This window comes from Kitasatospora sp. NPDC002227 (assembly GCF_040296285.1).
GTDB lineage: Bacteria > Actinomycetota > Actinomycetes > Streptomycetales > Streptomycetaceae > Kitasatospora.
This window is the reverse complement of record NZ_JBEOWY010000036.1, coordinates 19,156-37,259: the sequence shown is the minus strand read 5'-3', so window position 1 is coordinate 37,259 and position 18,104 is coordinate 19,156. Positions and strand designations below refer to the sequence as shown.

Sequence of the window (18,104 nt, the reverse complement as noted above, 5' to 3'; positions counted from 1 at the left end):
CACCGTCCGTACGCGGGAGTCCGACCCCGGGCAGCTCAGCGGGTGCGGCAGGTCATGCGGGCGGCAGGTCCCGGAGGGACTGGGCGGGCCGGCCCGCCGCCTGTGCCGCGTCGGGTGCCGCTTCCGGGCCGGGGGCCACGGCTCCGGGTGCACGCAGCTGCGTCAGCTCCGCTTCCAGCTCGGCGACCCGGGCCTCGAGTCGCTGCACGTCCCGGGCCGCCTCCTTGTACCCCTCCTGGTGGCGCCTGGCGAGATGGGTGAGGGTGTCCACCCGGTCCGCGAAGGCGTCGCGTTCGGCTGCGATCGAGTGCACGACCTGGCCGGCGATGACTGCGGCGATCCAGTCGACCCATTGGTTGATGCGCTCGGTGCCCGGGTCGCCGATCAGCGAGACATCCTGCAGGCCGTTGAGCATGGCCGGGCGGATGGTGTCGGCGATGCGCTGCTGCGGGCCGGGCTGCTCGGTCACAGCTGCTCCTCGATGACGATTCGGACGGCTTCGCCGCCGCTCCGGTGCGGACGGTCGGGGAACCGATCTTCCCACGCGCCGGCTGTCCGACCGACCCGGGCGAGCCCGGCCGGCGCATCAGCCGAGCCAGTGCTCCAACGCCCAGCGCCAGCAGGCGGTGTCGGCGAACCGGCCGGGGCCGGACCCGAAGCGGGCGGGATCGCGCCCGGTGGCCTCGGCGAAGCGCCGCAGGCGGTGCTTGACGGTGTTCGGGTGCACGTGGAGGGCCTGGGCGGTCGACGCGAGCCGGCCACCGTGGTCGAGGTGCACGGCGGCGGTCTCGGCGAGCAGGCGGTGGGTGGCGTTCCCCGGGTCCAGCGCCGCCAGCAGCTCGACGGCCAGCAGCTCGCCCATCCCGGGCACGGCGTCCACGGCGACCACCACGGCCAGCTCGGCGAGCCCGGCCCGGCCGGTGCGGCCGCGCCGCCGCCCGGCGTCCAGCGCGGCCCGGCAGAGCCGGTAGGCGGCGGGCAGGCGGCCGGCGGGGACGGCCGGAGCGGTCACCAGCAGCGCGTCCGCGGCCAGGTCGCCCGCCAGCCAGCCGCGCGGCGCCACCACGCACAGGTGGCCCTCCACCAGCCCCGACACGCCACCGCGCGGGGTCAGTTCGGCGGCGGCCCGGCGCACCTGCACCGGATCGCCCGACTCGGCGACAGCACAGTGGTACACGCCGTCCGCGGCGAGCCCGGCCGCCGCCAGCTGCTCGACCGCACCGTGCACCAGCACGGCGCGCAGGGCCAGCAGCCGCGCGGACCGGCTGCCGGCCAGACCGGCGGCCGCCTCCCGGTAGGCGGCCACCAGTCGGTTCTGCAACTCGCCGACACAGGCGTCGAGTTCGATCAGTGACCCGAACAGCGCAGCTGACGGTACGTCGGTGAAGTTCAGCCGGGTCGCGATGAGCCGCAGTGCGGCGGTCCGCCCGGCCAGGAAGCCGTCGAGCAACGCGTCCAGCGAAACCCCTTGCGCCGCCCGGTCGGTGGCCAGCCGGGCCACCAACTCGGCATGCTCCCTCGATAGTCCGGAGCCGTCGACGAACGCGGCGGACACCACCCCGAGCAGCGCGGCGATGTGGCGCCGGACCTCTCGCTCGGGCAGCGCGGCCACCGGCTCCGAGGCCGTCCGGGCGGCGACGACGACCTCCGCCAACACCTCGGGGTCGGCGCGCATCCCCTCGACCACCCGTCGTAGCGCCGACCGGCCGGCCCCGTCGCCCAATCGTCCTGTCACCCCTCCGCCCCGCTACCCTTTCGCCCCGCTACCCTTTCGGCTGCACCGCCGGCCCTACCGGGACAGCGCGGTCAGCGCGTCCCCGGCCAGCTGGGCGGCCCGCTCGCGCTGCGGGAACACTCCCACCGGTACCCGGGCCAGCTCCTTCCCACTCGCGTAGTCCACCACCGAGACCTGGCCCGCCTGGCTGAGCGAGACGAAGCAGTAGCGGTTGGCCGGCCCGGCGCTCACCGCCCAGTACGGCAGACTGCCGACCGGGTAGTCGACGCGGCCCACCGTGGTGAGACTGGTCGTGTCGACCAGCGCGGTGTAGTCGTCGATGGTGCCGACGTCGCACAGCCGGCTCTGGTCGCCGGAGAGTGCCAGGCCGTGGTGCGCGGAGTTCTTCGGATAGTTGTCGGGCTTCAGGGCGTGGCCGGCGGGACTGAACGGCATCGGTACGGTGTCGGTGATCTTCGAGCTGTTCAGGTCGTACTTGATGAAGCCGTTGTAGTAGGACTGCTGGGCGTAGAAGGTGGTGCCGTCGGCGGCCAGCACATTGGGCCGGATCCCGTGCGGGAACAACCAGGTCTGCACCACGTTCAGGGTCCGGGCGTCCACCTTGGTCAGCTGGAAGCCGCCCTTCATCCACTCCAGGGCCTGCGGGAACATGATCACGCCGATGCTGGAGTTGTAGATGTACTTGCCGTCCGGCGTGAAGTCGTTCTGGTGCGGATACGTGCCGGTCGGGAAGCTGCCGACCACCGCGCCGGTGGCCGTGTCGAACACCTGGGCCTCGTTGGCGGTGGTGGCGGACACCACCCAGCGGGTGCCGTCCGGGGACAGTGCGGCGTGGTCGGCGTGGAAGCCGGCCAACCGGGTGTGCCAGAGCTCCTGATGGGATATCAGGTCGAAGGCGGCGGTGTCGTCCAGGTTGCCGCGCGACACGTACAGGGTCCGGCCGTCAGGGGACAGTGCGACGTCGTCCACGAACCGGTCGCCGCCCTCCTGTTGCTTGACGGCCGCGTAGCCGGCCTGCTGGATCAGATCCATGTCGGCGAGCCGCTGCTGCAGGTCGGGTATCACGTCGAGGGTGCCGAGCACGGCGAAGGTCTGGGCGTCCAGGAAGGAAACGGTGCCGGACTGGCTGTTGCCGACCAGCACGACGCCACGCAGGCCGGCCGTGTCGGCGTGCGCGGTGGCGGTCACCACCAGGGCACCGGCCAGGGTCGCCAGCGCGACCGAGCCGTTCAGCAGACGTGCTCCCATCCAGCGTGCAGGCATGGTGCGCTCCCCTCGTTCGGTCCAGGTCGCGTCAAGTCTGGGCTGGCGGGCGGCCACTGGCCATGTCCGCGACCGCCAACGCCCGGGCCCGGCACTGGCGTTCAGGGACAATGCGCGGGCTTGCGCATTCCGACGCCGGTCCCCGGTCGTTCACCTCCTGGCCTCGATCACGCGCAGCCGTGTTCCAGCTCCGTACCGGTAGCCGCACAAGGAGTGGACGGGCGTGACCGTTTCTGTGAGTCTTCCGCTGAACGCGGCGGGGGCCGCAGGCCAGGGATCTCGGGGAGTCTTCGGATGCGTATTCAGCGGGTTTTGGTGGCGGGTGTCGTAGCGGTCATCACAGGACTCGGGCTGACCGCCTGTCAGGACGACGGCCACCCGGCGGGCGGTGGCGACACCGCCGCCGCTCCGAGCGGTGCGGCACCCGTCGGCACCGCCTCGACTCCGCCGGCGGGGAGAACCGCGGCTTCCGGGACCTCCGCCGCGACCGGTGCACCCGACGGCCAGGGCGGGGCCGGGACCTGCTCGGACTCCGGCGTGCTCATCGACGACTCCGCCGGCCATGCCACACCCCCGGAGCCGGGCTTGGCCTCGGTCGTCGTGTCGATCGACAACACCGGTGACACCTGCACCCTGTTCGGCTTCGCCGAGGTCGACCTCACCACGAGCATGGGCCATGCCCCCGTCCAGCACGGCTCCGACCAGCCGACCGCCGTCACCCTCGCCAAGGGCGGGCGCGCCACCTTCACCATCTGGTACCACCCCGCCCCGGCCGACCGGCCGGGCACCAAGGCGCACCTGTTGCACGTCACCCCGCCCGGGGGCACCCAACGGCAGACGATGCTGTGGCCGGGCACCGACCTGGCCGACGAGCCGGACAGCCTCGCCACCACTCCCCTGCTCGAGGAGCCGATCGGGCACTAGGGTCTGTCGGCGATCTCGGCGCACGGCCGCCTGGGGCGCTCCCCGCATTGGCTGACACGCGCCTCGCCCTGCCTCCTCCGGACGCGGCGAGGTGCCCACGCCGCCGATCACTTGACTCGGCGGCGTGGGCTCGGCCGCTCGGCCGTCACCCCGGTCAGCGCTCCGGCAGGGTCGCGAGCAGGGCGGCGGCCTCGGTGGCCAGGTCAGGGTCGACGCCTCGCTCGGGGTCCTGGCCGGCCTCGACGCAGGCCTGGAGGTCCGCCAGGGCGTCGGCGCCGCGCCCCAGGGCGATCAGCACCTGCGCGCGGCGCAGCCTGGCATCCTCGTCGCCGGTCTCCTCCACCACCTCGTCCAGCAGCTCCAGGGCTTCCGCCAGGTGCCCCGAGTCGTGCCGGGCCACCGCGAGGTTGAAGGCGATGCCGGGGTCGGCCGAGTGCGTGCGGGCCTGCTCCAAGTCCGCCAGCGCCTTGGCCAGTTCACCCTGCTGGTGAGCCAGACCGCCGCGTAGCGCCCACGCCTCCGCGTTCGCCGGATCACTCTCCAGAGCAGCCGACAGTGCCAGCCCGGCCGCCTCGAAATCCTCCTCCTCCGCGGACAACTGCCCCTTGAGACAGAGCAGCTGACTGTTCTCGGGCTCGATCCGAAGGCCGGTCTCGACATCCCGCCACGCTCCGGCCTGGTCGCCCAAGTCCCATAGCAGCGAGGCCCGGTTGAGGTAGGCGTCGGTGAACTTCGGCTCCAGCTCCAGCACGTAGCCGTAGTCCGCCACCGCGCCGGCCAGGTCACCCAGGGCGGCCCGGACGTCGGCCCGGTTGTAGTACGCCTCCGGGAACGGCGGGGACAGCCTGATGGCCTGCTCGAAGTCGGCGAGCGCCAGGTCGAGTTGGTCCGCCTTGCGGCGGATCGCGCCGCGGTCGAACCAGTACTCGGCGTAGTTGGGGTCCAGCTCGATCACGGACCCGTAGTCGGCCAGCGCCTCCTCGTACCGGCCGAGCGAGTTGTACACCTGGGCCCGGTTGTAGCGCAGCACCGACCTGTGCAGTCCCTGCTCGCCCGGGTCCAGGGTCTCGTCCAGCAGCGCCATCGACTCGTCCAGCAGCTTGAGTGCCTCCAGCGGGCGCTTGTCGTGCACCTCGATCAGCGCGAGCCCGTTGCGGTTGAAGGCGGTCTGCATGGCGCGCTCCTTGGGTGCGCTGTGCAGCCGGGCGAAGGCGATGGCCTGGTTGATCCAGCCGCGGGCCAGCACGTGGTCGCGGTGGTCCTCGTCCAGGTGGCGGGTGTAGAGCATGGCGGTGGCGTACGCGGCCTGCATGTGGAAGGCCGGGTTGTCGCTGGCGGCCCGGGCCTCGGCGTAGATCGGGAGCGCCCGCTCGGGGACGCCAAGCGCGGCGTAGGAGGTGGTCGTCTTGGTGCTGAAGACCCACCAGGCGTCCGGGTCGTCGGCGAAGGCCGTCAGCGCGCGGCCGCGGAGGCCGTAGTCCACCACCGCGTGGTAGAAGCCCAGGTCCATGCAGTGGTTCAGCGCGTGGGCAAGTGCCTTGCGGCCGGCGCCAGAGGGGTCGCTGCCGTGCTCCGCGTGCCAGGCGATCGCGCCCAGCGCGAGCGAGGGCTCGCCGCGCAGCTCCAGCACCTGGCGCCGGGTGTCGTGCAGCAGGGCGCGCTCCTCCGGCGGGAGCGACCGGTAGGCGGCCAGCACGCGCGGGTCGTCCGAGGTACCGTCCTCCTCTACGAACAGGCGTCCGATTGCGGGGGGCAGCGGCGCCGGCTCGCCTCCGTGGTCCAGGCGGCGGCAGTGCACCTCGAGGGCCTCGGACAGCGGGACGGCGACGGGCGTGTCCGGCTCGCCCACCTGCGCGGTGCCGGTGGTCACCACGAGGGTGAGCACCGCCGGGTCCATCCGGCGCAGCAGGACGGCGATCAGCTCACGGTCGGTCGGGTCGCCGTGGTGCAGGTCGTGGACCACCAGCGTGCGCGGGCCGTCGCCGAGCGCCTTGAGGTAGTCGGTCAGGAACTCCGTCAGGCCGTGGGCGATCCGCAGGGTGCGCAGCCGCGAGTAGAACCGGGTCCGCTCGGCGGGGACGGCCAGCGAGGTGAGGGTCTCCCGGCTGGCGGGGACGATCGCGCGCAGCTCGGGCGAGACGGACAGGAGCTCCACGTCGTGCCGGGCCACCGAGTCGGGGCAGCGCACCAGCGCGTCCGGCACGATCTCCAGCAGCAGGTGCCCGGCGGCCGTGTACGGGCCGCGCAGCCGGCGGTGGGCGCTGACCTCGGCCAGCACCGCCGGCACCTCGAGGGCCGCGGAAGCCGTGCGGCGCCCGGCCGGATCGGCGCTGCGGAGCCAGAGGTGCTGCGGGGTGCTGGCAGTGCTGGTGCCGGTCACGGTGCTGCCTTTCATCCGACGCTTACGGGCTTGGGGCCGGCTGCGCGGGCACGCCGGCGGTCTCGGTGGGCCAGCCAGCCGACGGCGGTCAGCTGGGCGACGTTGAGGACGAGGAGGACGGTGGAGTCGATCAGCCCGGCGGTCGAGCCGTGGCCGTTGTAGCGCCCCAGGACGCCGACCACGAAGGTCAGGCCGACCGGCAGGACGACGACGAGGAAGGTGACGGCGGTGAGCCCGTAGCCGCCGGCCATGAGCCAGGCGTACCAGCGCGCCACCCTGCGGTCGGTCGGGTGCCAGAGCTCCGGGTCTTCCAGGGGCCGCCGGGTCCAGCGGCGGAAGGCGTTGCGCAGCGTGCCGCGGGCGGCCGTGTGCAGGTCCACGCAGCCGAGCAGGGTGGTGGACAGCACGTAGAGGTCGGTCCGCAGGTGCAGGAAGAACTGCCAGCCCAGCCGCAGTACCGTCCCGTAGGCCAGTGCCAGGCAGACCCGACCGGTCAACGGGAAGGCACCGCTCGGCGTCCGGGTGGCGTCGGCCGCCAGGGTGAGCAGGGCGATCACCAGGACATCGGCCAACATGCCCGCCAGGATCGGCAGGTAGCGCTTGCGTCGGGGGACGGCGACCAGGCCGTCCATCGAGGTTTCCAGGACGACGTACATCATCCGATGGCTGATGCCCAGCCGCGAACGCAGGCCCAGCCGCCGGCCGGCCAGCGTGTGGAAGCCTTCGTGGATCAGCAGCAGGGGGAACTGGCCGAAGAACAGGGTGAGTTCGATGACGGTGAAGTAGCCGGTGAAGAACAGGTGGTGGTTGCTGGGAGCGAGTTCCGGGACTCGGATCATCTCGACCACGCAGGCCCCGACGACGGCCGCGTAGCAGAGCCAGGCCGGGAGACCGAACAGGGCTCGGCCCAGCCGCTGCCACCGGACCGGTGCCGGGGCTGCGGGCGGCTCCACGGCCTCGCCCGGCGCGGCGAGGAAGCCCAACTCCTCCAGCGTGGCCAGGAAGTCGGTGATGTCGACGCTCTCGCCGAACTCCTCGCCGTAGCGGTCGGCAGCCTGCCGGGGTGTCAGCCCGTCGGCGAGGAAGCGGACCAGTGCCGCACCGTCGGCGGGGAGCACGACGTACTCGTCGATGTCGGCCCGGCCGACCACCACGTCCTCCCCGTCCGGGAGGAACACCAGCGGGTGGAGCACCCGGGGACGGTCCAGGTCGGTTTCGGGCAGGCTGCTGCCGGCGGTGGGTTGCACGTACGCTCCTCAGCGGGTGGAGCCGTCGGGATTCGGTCCGGGAACGGTGGACGGGCCGCCCTGCGCGGATGGCCCGTCCACCGTCCGGTGAACCGGTGCGCCCCAGCCCGGGACATGGTCCCGGGCTCGGGCCACCGGGACGGTGCCGATCAGACGCCGGTGGGCCGTTGCCGGGGCCGCCGCAGGTGGTGCGCAGCGGTGGCGTGGCGTCGGGTGTTCCTCACCGGGGCCGACGGATCGGACGTACGGGTGCGTTCGCTCAGAAGTCGCAGACGCAGGTGGAGCCGTAGAGCGGCTGTGCGGCGCTGGTGAGACGGACCGAGCCGGGCTTGCGCACGACGATCTTCTTCATGGTTCTCTCCCTGTCGGATCTAGGTGGAGTGGACGTGCAGAGGCGTCAGGTCAGGCGCCGACACAGGCTCAACTACCGGTGCTGACAACGCCGTTGGACTCACTGAGTAGCTGACGCCATCTCAGCTGCAGTCAGCTTGCTGATGATTGGCGATCGTGTCAACGGATGTGACATGAGAGGCCGGGCCGGAGAAACGGCAGCAACCGGCCCCCTCGCGACGGTTTCGAGCCCGGAAGCCGCCTCCGAGGCCGGTGTCGGAACTGTGACCGTTTCCGCCGGCTGAGGTCGCGGACAGGTGAAGACCTTGTGGCGGCCGGGCCGTGCGAGAACGGACTGCCCTGCCGCAGCCGCCGCTGTTCGTCACCCGTCCGGCGGTGCGGCCCGCGCGCCGCGCGCCCGTCCCACCGCTCGGCGGATGTAATGGTGCCGACGAGGAGGACCTCCCGTGCCCGCAATCGCCCGAGTGCGCTTGGCCGTGATCGCCGCGGCCTCAATGGCCGTGATCGCCACCGGCTGCGCCGGCAGCACCGGCACGGCCAAGGGCGGCGGCATCGTACGCGCGACGTGGGCCGACCCGCAGAACCCGCTGGAGCCGGCGAACACCAACGAGGTCAACGGCACCGCCGCCCTCAACATGATCTTCACCGGCCTGGTGTCGTACGACCCGAAGACCGCCCTGGCCCGCAATGCGATGGCCGAGTCGATCACCTCCCCGGACCAGCAGAACTGGACCGTCAGGCTCAGACCGGGCTGGACGTTCAGCGACGGCAGCCCCGTGACGGCCGGCTCGTACGTGGACGCCTGGAACTACGGAGCGCTCGCCACCAACAGACAGGTCAACGCCGGCTTCTACTCCTACATCCAGGGCTACGGCGACGTCGCCCCCACCTCCGGTGCGCCCACAGCCCAGCGGATGTCCGGCCTCAAGGTCGTCGACGACACCACCTTCACCGTCGCGCTGACCCAGAAGTTCTCCACCTGGCCGCAGACCCTCGGCTACGTCGCCTACTACCCCCTGCCCAGAGCCTTCTTCACCAACCACGCCGCCTACCTGGACAGGCCGATCGGCAACGGCCCGTACATCATCGACAGCTGGCAACGCACCAAGCAGATGCGGCTTCGGCCCAACCCCGGCTACCACGGCACCGACAAGCCCAGGAACGGCGGCGTGGACCTGATGGTCTACACCGACCCCGTCGCCGCCTACGCCGACCTGCAGGCCGCCAACCTCGACGTCGACAACAACCTGCCGACCAGCGCGCTGAAGACCGTCACGAGCGACCTCGGCGGCCGCTACATCAACCAGCCCGCCGGCATCATCGACACCCTCAACTTCCCCCTCTACCGCCCGGAGTGGAACACCGACGCGGCCAGGCTGGTCCGCCAGGGCATCTCGATGGCCATCGACCGGCCCACCATCACCAAGGCCATTTTCAACAACACCCGAACCCCCGCCACCGACTTCACCTCCCCTGTCCTCGGCGCCGCCGGCGGCTACCAGGCCGGCCTGTGCGGCGAGGTCTGCCTCCTCGACGCGGACAAGGCCCGCTCGCTCATCCAGCAGGGCGGTGGCATCCCCGGCGGCCGGCTGACCATCAGCTACAACGCCGACCAGCCCAACAAACTCTGGGTCGACGCCATCTGCAACAGCATCAACAACACCCTGGGCTCGACCGATGCCTGCATCGGCCGCCCGGTCGGCACCTTCGCCGAGTTCCTGGACGAGGCCTTCAGCCGGCGGACCACCGGGGGGTTCATCGCCTTCTGGCAGATGGACTACCCGCTCATCCAGGATTTCCTCCAGCCCCTGTACACCGTCGGGGGCTCCGCGAACCTCTCCCACTACAGCAACGCGAACTTCGACACCCAGGTCGACAAGGCCAATGCCGACCCCGACGCGGACAGGGCCGTCGCCGACTTCCAGAACGCCGAGAAGCTCCTCGTACCCGACCTGCCGGCCATCCCCCTGTGGTACCGCAACGGCACCGCCGGCTTCTCCGCCAAGGTCTCCGGCGTCACGCTCAACGCCTTCGGCGTCCCCGTCTACACCGACATCACAGCCAACCGGTAGGACGCCGAACCGCCGCCCGGAAGCGGGCCCGAACCGACCTGGAATGCCGGAGCAAGCTCGGCCAGGATCCGAGCCGCCGCCCTGACGCATCCGCTCGCGGCCGTACGCGGACAGGCACCGGGCGTGCGACTGCTTCGTGGCGGAGTCGAGCACCGACTCCCCCGAACGACGGCACGGCCGTACGGCCGCTTCACCGGGACACGTCCACACTCCAGGGTCACCTCACGGGGTGGCTGCTTCGCCCGCCGGCCTGCCCTGGATGTCCGTGCCCGCACAGCGGTCCTCATGACTCATCCCCCCGGCGGCCGCGACCTCCGCCAGCCGGGACTCGGCACTGTCGACGATCTCCAGATCCGCCTTCGTGTGTGCCACGGCGGCATCGATCAGCAGGGCCACCATCGGATCCGCCGCGTGCTCGCGCCGCAGCCGGGTGAGCCCGCCCAACTCGGCCAGGTAGGTCTGCCGCTGCGCCTCGACCAACCTGGCCAGGGCCTGCGGTCCGAGCCGAGCCGCACCGAAGAGCTTGAGGAAGAGCTCGTCGCGGAAGCCCGAGGTGCGCACCCACGGGCTGGTCGCCCAGCCCAGCAGCTCCTCGCGCCCGGAGGGGGCGAGCGTGTAGTGCGTCTTGTCGGGACGGTCCGACTGCGCCACCTGCGAACGAGTGACGTATCCGTCCCGGACCAGACGCTCGAGGATCTGGTACAGGTGCCCGATGTTCAGGCCGCCCCACTGCGGACCGACGGCCTCCTCGAACCGCCCCTTGAGCTCGTAACCGTGGCTGGGCCCGTCCGCGAGCAAGGCCAACACCGCGTGGTGCAACGGCATTTACACACCTCCTAGCTTGTGACAATGTACCCGTACATTGTCACAATGTAGAGGGGGAACCGAAGATGGTGGTGAGTCTGCGCGGGGTGACGCGCGGCTATCCCGGGCTGAGTGCCCTTGACGCCGTGGACCTGGAGATCGCGGACGGCACCGCCGTCGCGCTCACCGGCGCCTCCGGCGCGGGCAAGTCCACCGTGCTGCACCTGCTCGGCGGCATGGACCGGCCGACCACCGGCACCGTGGAGATCGACGGCAAGGCACTGACCTCACGGCAGCTGGACGAGCACCGGCGCCGCGTCGGCTTCGTCTTCCAACGCTTCCACCTGCTGCCGGCGCTCACCGTGCTGGACAACGTGCTCGCCCCGTTACTGCCACGGCGGGTCGACTTCGACCGCCTGGAGCGGGCCACCGAGCTGCTGACCGCGGTCGGCCTCGCGGGGCGCACCTCCGCCCTGCCGGCCGAGCTGTCCGGCGGCCAGCAGCAGCGGGTGGCCATCGCCCGCGCGCTGATCGGCCGGCCCCGGCTGCTGCTGGCCGACGAGCCCACCGGCAACCTCGACAGCGTCATCGGCCGCGAGATCGTCGACCTGCTGCTCTCGCTGCGCGAGCGCTACGGCACGACCCTGGTCGTCGCCACCCACGACCCCGAGGTCGCGGCGGGCTGCGACCGGATCGTCCGCCTGCAGGACGGCAGGATCACCTCGGACACCGAGCTCTCCCCGTCGGACGACGTGCTGGACCGGCTGGGAGGGCTGCGCCCGTGATCGCGATGATCCTGGCCCAACTGCTGCGCCGACGCGGCCGCGCCCTCGCCCTGGCCGCCGGAATCCTGGTCGCGGCGACCAGCTTCACGCTGCTCACCTCGGCGGTCACCACCAGCCGCGCGGAGACCGTGGGCACGGTCCAGGCCAACGTCCGCTCCGCCTATGACCTGCTGATCCGGCCGCCCGGCGCCACGACGGCGCTGGAGCAGCAGCACGGGCAGGTCGAGTCCAATTTCCTGTCCGGCATCTTCGGCGGGATATCGATGGCGCAGTACCAGCGGATCAAGTCCCTGCCCGGAGTGGACGTCGCCGCGCCGGTCGCCAACATCGGCTACCTGCAGATCAGCAGCCACCTCACCCTGGACGTCTCCGCCTTCCTCGACAGCGGCGCCCGCAACCAGTTGCTCCGGATCCGGCCCGTGCTGAGCACCGGCCTGGGCAGCTATCCCATGGCCGACCAGTACCTCTACCTCACGCGCGACCCGATCACCACGGTGGACCCCCGGCCGCAGGGCGGCCTCACGCCCGAACTCCAGGTACAGCGCACCGGCGCGAAGGACTACACCGTCTGCTGGTACTTCAACTGGGACCACACCGGTGGGCCGGGCGGACCGTACTCCAATGCGGACCCGGCCGGGCTCCGCCCCCTCGGACCGACGGCGTTCACCCCGGACGACCGCACCTACCTCACCTGCGAATCCGGCCAGGGCAAGGCCTCCGTCTCCCTCCCGATCGCCTACCCCGTGCTGCTGTCGGCGATCGACCCGGCCGCGGAGAGCCGGCTGGTCGGCCTCGACTCGGCGGTGACCTCCGGCCGGATGCTCAAGGAGAACGACGCCCCGCGCACCACGACGGCGAAGTCCGGCGGCGGCTACAACCACCCGGAGGTCACCGTCCCGGTGCTGCTCAGCGCTCGCGCGATGAGCGCCGGGACCATCGCCGCCGACGTCCAGCGCCTGGACGCAGACCCGTCGGCCCTGCCCGACCGGCTGGACGGCCCCGCCGCGCACGCCTACGTCGAAGGCCTGCCGGGAACCACCGTCGGCAGCGTGCACACGGACCTCGCTTCGGGGTTCCAGAACCTCGACACCGCCTCCGGCTCGTCCTCCGGCACCTACTGGACCGTCGGCCCGGTCGGCTACCGCGCCACCCCGCAGGGCTTGGTCGCCCTCACCCGCCCCGCACAGTCGACCGACGTCTGGCGGAGCAACAGCGCCACCGGCGGCTGGGTCTGGATGGCCCCCGAGGAGAACACCGGCACCCAGTTCCGCTCGGTCACCCCCCGGCCGCCCTCCGACTGCCGCGGCGTCCAGGGACTCTGCGGCACGGTGGTACCCGACCGGAGCCCCTCGCCCGTGCTCGACTTCGTCGGCCGCTACGACGCCGCCGAGCTGCGGACCTTCTCCGCGCTCAGCGACGTCCCGCTGGAGACGTACCAGTCCCCCGCCGTCACCGGTGCCGACGCGGCCAGCCGCACCGCGCTCGGCGGCAGTCCGCTGCTGCCCGACCGCAATCTCGGCGGCTACATCAGCCAGCCGCCGACCCTGCTGACCACGCTCTCCTCCCTCTCCGCCTTCACCGGCAGCCGCCTCACCCCCGACGCGCAGGCAACCGCGCCGATCAGCGCCGTCCGGATCCGCGTCGCCGGGGTGACCGGCGTCGACGCGGCCTCGCAGGCCCGGGTCAACGCCGTGGCCGCGGCGATCCGCACCGCGTACCCGTCGCTGGACGTGGACGTGACGGTGGGAAGCTCGCCGGTGCCACAGACGATCGTGCTGCCCGGCGGCGTGCGGGTGGTCGAGGGCTGGACCACGAAAGGCGTCGCGCTGCGGATCCTCTCCGCGGTGGACGCGAAGAGCGCGGTGCTGTTCGTGCTGGTGCTGGTGGTCTGCGCACTGTTCCTCGGCCAGGGGGCGCTGGCGTCGGTCCGGTCCCGGCGCACCGAGATCGGCACGCTGCGCTGCGTCGGCTGGAGCGCGGGCGAGGTGTTCCGACTGGTCCTGGGCGAACTGCTGGTGATCGGCACGGCGGCGGGAGCCGCCGGAGCCCTGCTCGCCTACGCGCTCGCCACCGCCTTCGGCCTGCACACCTCGGCGGCGAAGGCGGCGCTGGTGCTCCCCACGGCCGTGCTGCTCGCGCTCCTGGCGGGACTGCCGCCGGCCTGGCGGGCCACCCGTCTCGGCCCGCTGGACGCGGTCAACCCGCCGGTCGCGGCCGTGCGCCGGGCCCGCGCGGTCCGCTCCGTCCCCGGCCTGGCCGTGCGCAACCTGCTGCGCGTGCCCGGCCGCAGCCTCCTCGGCGCGGCGGGCCTCGCACTGGGCGTGGCAGCGTTCACCGTGCTGCTGGGCGTCACCCTGGCCTTCCACGGCGAGGTGGCCGGCTCCCTGCTGGGCGACGCGGTGGTCGCCCGGGCCCGGGCGGTGGACTTCGCGAGCGTCGCGCTCTCACTCCTCCTCGGGGCGGCGGGCGCGGTCGACGTCCTGGTCCTCTCCCAGCGAGAACGTGCGGCAGATCTCGCGGTGCTGCGCGCCTGTGGCTGGAGCGGTCGCGAGCTGACGCGGCTGGCGCTGACGGAGGGCGTCTGCCTCTCCGCCTTCGGCGGAGCGCTGGGCGCCGGCGCGGGGCTCACGGTGCTGGCGAACCTGGGCTCAGGACTGCTCGCCGGGCGCGCACTCACCCTGACCGGAGCAGGCCTGCTGGCAACGGCGGCGGGCGTGGCGCTGGTGTGCTGCGCTCTGCTCCTCCCGATCCGGGCGCTGTCGCGCCTGGCTCCGGCCGGACTGCTCGCAGCGGACGGATAGGCCGAGACCTACCAGGCGCGCGGAGCTCTGCGCGGCACCGAGCGTAGGAGGCCTTGGGGAATCCTGCCGGTATGGGACCATACGCGCCATGTCCAGCACCTCTCCACCGGACCGGGATTCCGACGCCCAGGCCGACCCGCGCCGCCGCCTCCTGCTCGAACTGGGCGCGGCCCTCCTGAGTGGCGGTCTGCCCGTCCACGACGTGGAGGAGGAGCTGCGCGGGCTCGGGCGGGCGCTGGGCGCACCCGACGTACGGGTAGCCGCCTTCACCACCGGGCTGTTCGTCGGGCTGAGCCCGGACGACGCGACCGTCCTCGAACCCGTCGGCCCGGCCCTGCGGTTCGAACAGACCGCCGACGTCCTCGACCTCGTCCGACGGCTGCGCGCGGGCGCCCTCGACGGACACCGGGCACTGCGCGAGCTCGACACGATCCGCCGGGCGCCGGCTCGCTGGCCCGCCTGGGTCGCGGATCTCGGGATGCTTCCGGTCGGGGTGGGGCTCTGCCTCTTCCTGCAACCGGTGGCCGCCAACGTCCTGGCCGCCGCGCTCGGCTCGCTGATCGTGGTGGGCCTGACGACGGCGGCCCGGCGGCGGCCGCTGCTGCGACCGCTGCTGCCGGTGGCCGCCGGCTTCCTGGTCTCCGCTCTCGTACTCGGGGCTGCCCGGGCGTCGCTGCTGGACGGCCCGTTGCGTACGATCGTCGCCACCCTGGCAATCCTGCTGCCGGGCGCACTGCTGGTGACCGGGCTGTCTGAGATCGCCGCCGGTGCGGCCAGCGCGGGGACGGCCAGGCTGGTGTCCGGCTCGGTGCAGCTGGCGCTCTTTCTCGCCGGCGTGGTGAGTGCGGCCGCCGCCATCGGGGTCCCCGCCTCCGCACTGGCCAACACGCGCTTGGCAGAACCGAGTTGGTGGGTGATCTGCCTGGGGCTGGCGCTCGCCGCAGCTGGGCTCGTGATCAACGTCAACGCCCCGCCGCCAGCCATCCCGTGGATCGTCGCGGTGATCGCCGTGACGGCTGCCGTCCAGGTACCGGTGACCTCCACCAGCGGCGCGGCGCTCGGCGGCCTGGCCGGCGCGGTCACCGCCGCCGCTGCGGCCACCGTCGCGCACTGGCTGCCGCGCGGCCCGTCGTGGCAGGTGCTCTACCTCCCCGCGTTCTGGGTCGCGGTGCCCGGATCCTTCGGCCTGCTCAACACCGCGCAGATCGAAGTGGGCAACGGAGCACAAGCCGTCCTCGCTGCGGTGTCAGCCCTGTTCGGGGTCAGCGTCGGCACCCTCATCGGCTCGGTGATCAGCCGGATTCCCCGGCCCACGGCCGCCCTGCTGGCGCGGCGTCCCTGACCCGCCCACCTCGCCGCCCTGGCACGGCGTCAACGCAGGTCGGTGATCTCCGTCGCGAAGACGGTGCCCAGCGGCTCGGGACCGATGTACTGCTGGCAGTTGCACTGGCGAGGCTCGAAGCTCAGCGGCTTGCGCTCGGCGTCCCAAGCCGTCGGCGCCTCGACCACCTCGTGGCATCTGCCCTGCTTGTCGTGCTTGGCGAGATGATGCGTGCAACCGCAGACCGGCTCCGGCGGGCGGTTCGCCGCGTCCAGCGCGAGCTGGCGGCGTTCAGCGGCCTGATGCAGCTCCAGCTTCCGCTCGTGCCGCGTCCTCAGGGCACGCCTGAGGTTGTCACTGACCCATCCCCCGCCGACCATCACGGCAGGAATGACCGCCCAGAGCCAGCCACCCACGTCGTCCCCCTGTCCGATGAGCTTCACAGCATACGACCAGCAGCCGTACGGCACCCAACCGGACCCCGGGAGCCCGAGCCGGAGACCTTGTCCGCGGGAGGATCAGCCGCAGTTGTCGCAGACTCCCGTGACTGGCAACTGGACGAAGCAGCGGGAACACACGGGAGCAGGCCGCTCGGCTGCGCTGGCGGCGCGCCGACGGGCGATGGCGGACTGGAGGCGAGGCGCCAGTGCAGCGGTGCCGCCGTCAGCCGGCAATGACGAACAGAACCTCCGATAACACGCGAGGCGGGCCTCAGCAGCATGGTTCTCTCGGGCGAGGTCGTCCGCGGCAGGCGGCAGACCGGACACTTGGAGGACCTCGTCGTAGCCGTCCCCGACCATGCCGTCGTCGACACGGACCACCAGAGCCGTCAGCTGCGGGTCGCCCCGCAGATGTGCCTCCCGCACGACACTGCCCAGCACCTGGCCGATCCAGAAGAACGGGGGAACCCTCGTGAACACACCGGAGCGCTCCTGCAAGACCTGGCCGAGTGCACCGTAGGTGATGACCGCGTGGTAGGTCCGGGCAACCTCGACCAGTGCCGGGTACACCTCCCGGGTCCACGCACCCGAAGCCGTGGAGTGGTCCACCTCCACCATCGTGCCGCCCACCACCCGCCAGTAGCTGTACGGCTTCTTCACGTGCCCCCGATCCTTGCCCTGCATCCGCGCACCGGTTGACTGATGGGCCAGTATTCCAGCACGACGCCGATCCGGGTGCCGTTCGACGGGTCACACCGAGAGCGGGCGGCGAACAGACAGACGGTCGGCTGCACGGGCGACTTGCTCACCGGTCCGCCCGGAGCAAGCCGCTCGAGCCCGCGCTGAGGCCGGTCACGCCAGTCCGCACCGGATCCAGCGAACGCTGAACCGGATCGACTCCGGCGGGCGCGGTGCGCGCGGTAACCTCAGCTGGTTTTGAACTGGCCGCCTCTGATCACTCTGGCCCCGGAGGGCTTCTCCCATGGACCCCAGCGCCCACGACCAGCCCGTTCCCACCGCCCGCCGGCGGGTCGCTGTTCTCGGTTCTGTCGTCGCTGTTGCGGCTGTCCTCGCAGGGGTGATTGTCGTCGCTCTGCAGTCGGGCGCCGGCGAGGGCAGCGCGGCTGTTCCGGTCACCGCGGCGGTTGTCGACTGTTCGAACACAAGGCTCTATCAAAGTCCTGGCTCCCGGGGTCTTCTGACAGCACGGGTGGCCGTGGTCGACCTCACGAACAACGGCAGTACGGTGCAGACCGTAGAGGTGTTGGCCAACGGCACAGCGCTGGTAACCGGCAACGGCACTGGCAGCCGCCCGTCCTCGTGGACACTCCAGCCAGGTGAGATGCAGGCGTTCAGCTTCCCCATAAATCCGGAGAAGTTCGGCAACGGCGAGGGGCAATGTTGGTCGTTCCCGTTCGCGGTCAAGGCCGTGTCAGGCCAGACCGGTGGCGCACCTGCTCCGTTGATCTCCGCAGCTGAAACCCCAGCCACGGCAGCGCAAGCATCAGCCTCCGCGCCGGCCGAAGCCTCAGCCGCTTCGGAGTCCGCAGCGGCTGAAGTCGCCGCCTCGGCCAGCGCGGAAGCAGCCGGCCTCCAGCAGCGAGCGCTGTCCCGCTCCTACGCCGTCGGCGCATACAGTGTGAGCCTCAGTCGGGCCAACCCCATGAACACCACGACAATCGACCTGGTCGCCGATGTCACGTCCCACGACTCGGACACCGGCCTCGCCAAGCAATTCGGTCTCGCCATCACGCTGTTGAACGCGGATGGCTCGGTCAACGCCAGCGGGACTCTGTGCGGCGAGCTCCTGGGCGGCACCTCCCAACGGCTCGAGTTCGCGCCACAGCAGGGAACCATGGCATGGGCCTCGATCCGGGTTTCCCTCGCTCCGGCCTGCTGACACCTGGACCTGCCGGTCAGGTGAAGCCCCGTCGCACCTGGCCGGCGGGACCTGGTACGTGAACACCTCCCCGCCGGGCGA

General features: G+C 71.9%; 14 protein-coding genes. 6 read left to right on the top strand and 8 right to left on the bottom strand.

Annotated features, from left to right (window positions below):
- Positions 1–52: 52 nt before the first annotated feature.
- From ABT095_RS26965 to ABT095_RS26955, 3 genes are all read right to left on the bottom strand, one after another.
- Positions 53–469, bottom strand: coding sequence for a hypothetical protein (locus ABT095_RS26965; protein ID WP_350532104.1), 417 nt, complete (start codon positions 467–469; stop codon positions 53–55).
- A 117-nt stretch (positions 470–586) separates the two neighbouring features.
- Entirely contained in the window at positions 587–1,735 is a 1,149-nt protein-coding gene (locus ABT095_RS26960) for a PucR family transcriptional regulator (RefSeq protein ID WP_350532103.1), read from the bottom strand.
- Between the two features lie 54 nt (positions 1,736–1,789).
- Positions 1,790–2,998: a YncE family protein gene (locus tag ABT095_RS26955; RefSeq protein WP_350532102.1), complete on the bottom strand. Its 1,209-nt coding sequence runs from the start codon at positions 2,996–2,998 to the stop codon at positions 1,790–1,792.
- Between the two features lie 585 nt (positions 2,999–3,583).
- Here ABT095_RS26955 and ABT095_RS26950 point away from each other — a divergent pair.
- Positions 3,584–3,922 (top strand): DUF4232 domain-containing protein, encoded by a 339-nt coding sequence (locus tag ABT095_RS26950; RefSeq protein ID WP_350532101.1) that lies wholly within the window; start codon positions 3,584–3,586, stop codon positions 3,920–3,922.
- A 154-nt stretch (positions 3,923–4,076) separates the two neighbouring features.
- Here ABT095_RS26950 and ABT095_RS26945 read toward each other — a convergent pair whose 3' ends face one another.
- The gene (locus ABT095_RS26945; protein WP_350532100.1) at positions 4,077–6,317 is read right to left on the bottom strand and encodes a tetratricopeptide repeat protein; all 2,241 of its coding nucleotides are present in this window, start codon (positions 6,315–6,317) and stop codon (positions 4,077–4,079) included.
- Positions 6,314–7,549 (bottom strand): hypothetical protein, encoded by a 1,236-nt coding sequence (locus ABT095_RS26940; RefSeq protein WP_350532099.1) that lies wholly within the window; start codon positions 7,547–7,549, stop codon positions 6,314–6,316. Before ABT095_RS26940 ends, ABT095_RS26945 begins: the two co-directional genes overlap by 4 nt.
- An 845-nt stretch (positions 7,550–8,394) precedes the next feature.
- Between ABT095_RS26940 and ABT095_RS26935 the strand changes: the two genes are divergently transcribed.
- Entirely contained in the window at positions 8,395–9,972 is a 1,578-nt protein-coding gene (locus ABT095_RS26935; protein ID WP_502885022.1) for a peptide ABC transporter substrate-binding protein, read from the top strand.
- 222 nt (positions 9,973–10,194) lie between these two features.
- Here the strand turns inward: ABT095_RS26935 and ABT095_RS26930 are convergent, their stop codons facing one another.
- Positions 10,195–10,797, bottom strand: a complete 603-nt coding sequence (locus ABT095_RS26930; protein WP_350532097.1) for a PadR family transcriptional regulator — start codon at positions 10,795–10,797, stop codon at positions 10,195–10,197.
- Positions 10,798–10,862: 65 nt separating this feature from the next.
- Between ABT095_RS26930 and ABT095_RS26925 the strand changes: the two genes are divergently transcribed.
- From ABT095_RS26925 to ABT095_RS26915, 3 genes are all read left to right on the top strand, one after another.
- Positions 10,863–11,561: an ABC transporter ATP-binding protein gene (locus tag ABT095_RS26925; RefSeq protein ID WP_350532096.1), complete on the top strand. Its 699-nt coding sequence runs from the start codon at positions 10,863–10,865 to the stop codon at positions 11,559–11,561.
- Positions 11,562–11,566: 5 nt separating this feature from the next.
- Entirely contained in the window at positions 11,567–14,362 is a 2,796-nt protein-coding gene (locus tag ABT095_RS26920) for an FtsX-like permease family protein (protein ID WP_350532138.1), read from the top strand.
- Positions 14,363–14,450: 88 nt separating this feature from the next.
- Positions 14,451–15,704, top strand: coding sequence for a threonine/serine exporter family protein (locus tag ABT095_RS26915; protein WP_350532095.1), 1,254 nt, complete (start codon positions 14,451–14,453; stop codon positions 15,702–15,704).
- Positions 15,705–15,733: 29 nt separating this feature from the next.
- Here the strand turns inward: ABT095_RS26915 and ABT095_RS26910 are convergent, their stop codons facing one another.
- Positions 15,734–16,063, bottom strand: a complete 330-nt coding sequence (locus tag ABT095_RS26910) for a hypothetical protein (protein ID WP_350532137.1) — start codon at positions 16,061–16,063, stop codon at positions 15,734–15,736.
- Between the two features lie 138 nt (positions 16,064–16,201).
- Complete coding sequence (locus ABT095_RS26905; RefSeq protein ID WP_350532094.1) at positions 16,202–16,783, bottom strand: hypothetical protein; 582 nt, start codon at positions 16,781–16,783, stop codon at positions 16,202–16,204.
- Positions 16,784–17,105: 322 nt separating this feature from the next.
- Here ABT095_RS26905 and ABT095_RS26900 point away from each other — a divergent pair, with 322 nt between their 5' ends.
- Positions 17,106–18,023: a hypothetical protein gene (locus ABT095_RS26900; RefSeq protein ID WP_350532093.1), complete on the top strand. Its 918-nt coding sequence runs from the start codon at positions 17,106–17,108 to the stop codon at positions 18,021–18,023.
- Positions 18,024–18,104 lie beyond the last annotated feature (81 nt).

Bases quoted from the DNA above. Each gene is read 5' to 3' on its own strand.
- ABT095_RS26945 (WP_350532100.1), bottom strand. From the start codon at position 6,317: ATGAAAGGCAGCACCGTGACCGGCACCAGCACTGCCAGCACCCCGCAG.
- ABT095_RS26930 (WP_350532097.1), bottom strand. From the start codon at position 10,797: ATGCCGTTGCACCACGCGGTGTTGGCCTTGCTCGCGGACGGGCCCAGC.
- ABT095_RS26935 (WP_502885022.1), top strand. From the start codon at position 8,395: ATGGCCGTGATCGCCACCGGCTGCGCCGGCAGCACCGGCACGGCCAAG.
- ABT095_RS26925 (WP_350532096.1), top strand. From the start codon at position 10,863: ATGGTGGTGAGTCTGCGCGGGGTGACGCGCGGCTATCCCGGGCTGAGT.
- ABT095_RS26955 (WP_350532102.1), bottom strand. From the start codon at position 2,998: ATGCCTGCACGCTGGATGGGAGCACGTCTGCTGAACGGCTCGGTCGCG.
- ABT095_RS26915 (WP_350532095.1), top strand. From the start codon at position 14,451: ATGTCCAGCACCTCTCCACCGGACCGGGATTCCGACGCCCAGGCCGAC.
- ABT095_RS26900 (WP_350532093.1), top strand. From the start codon at position 17,106: ATGGACCCCAGCGCCCACGACCAGCCCGTTCCCACCGCCCGCCGGCGG.
- ABT095_RS26910 (WP_350532137.1), bottom strand. From the start codon at position 16,063: ATGGTCGGCGGGGGATGGGTCAGTGACAACCTCAGGCGTGCCCTGAGG.
- ABT095_RS26920 (WP_350532138.1), top strand. From the start codon at position 11,567: ATGATCCTGGCCCAACTGCTGCGCCGACGCGGCCGCGCCCTCGCCCTG.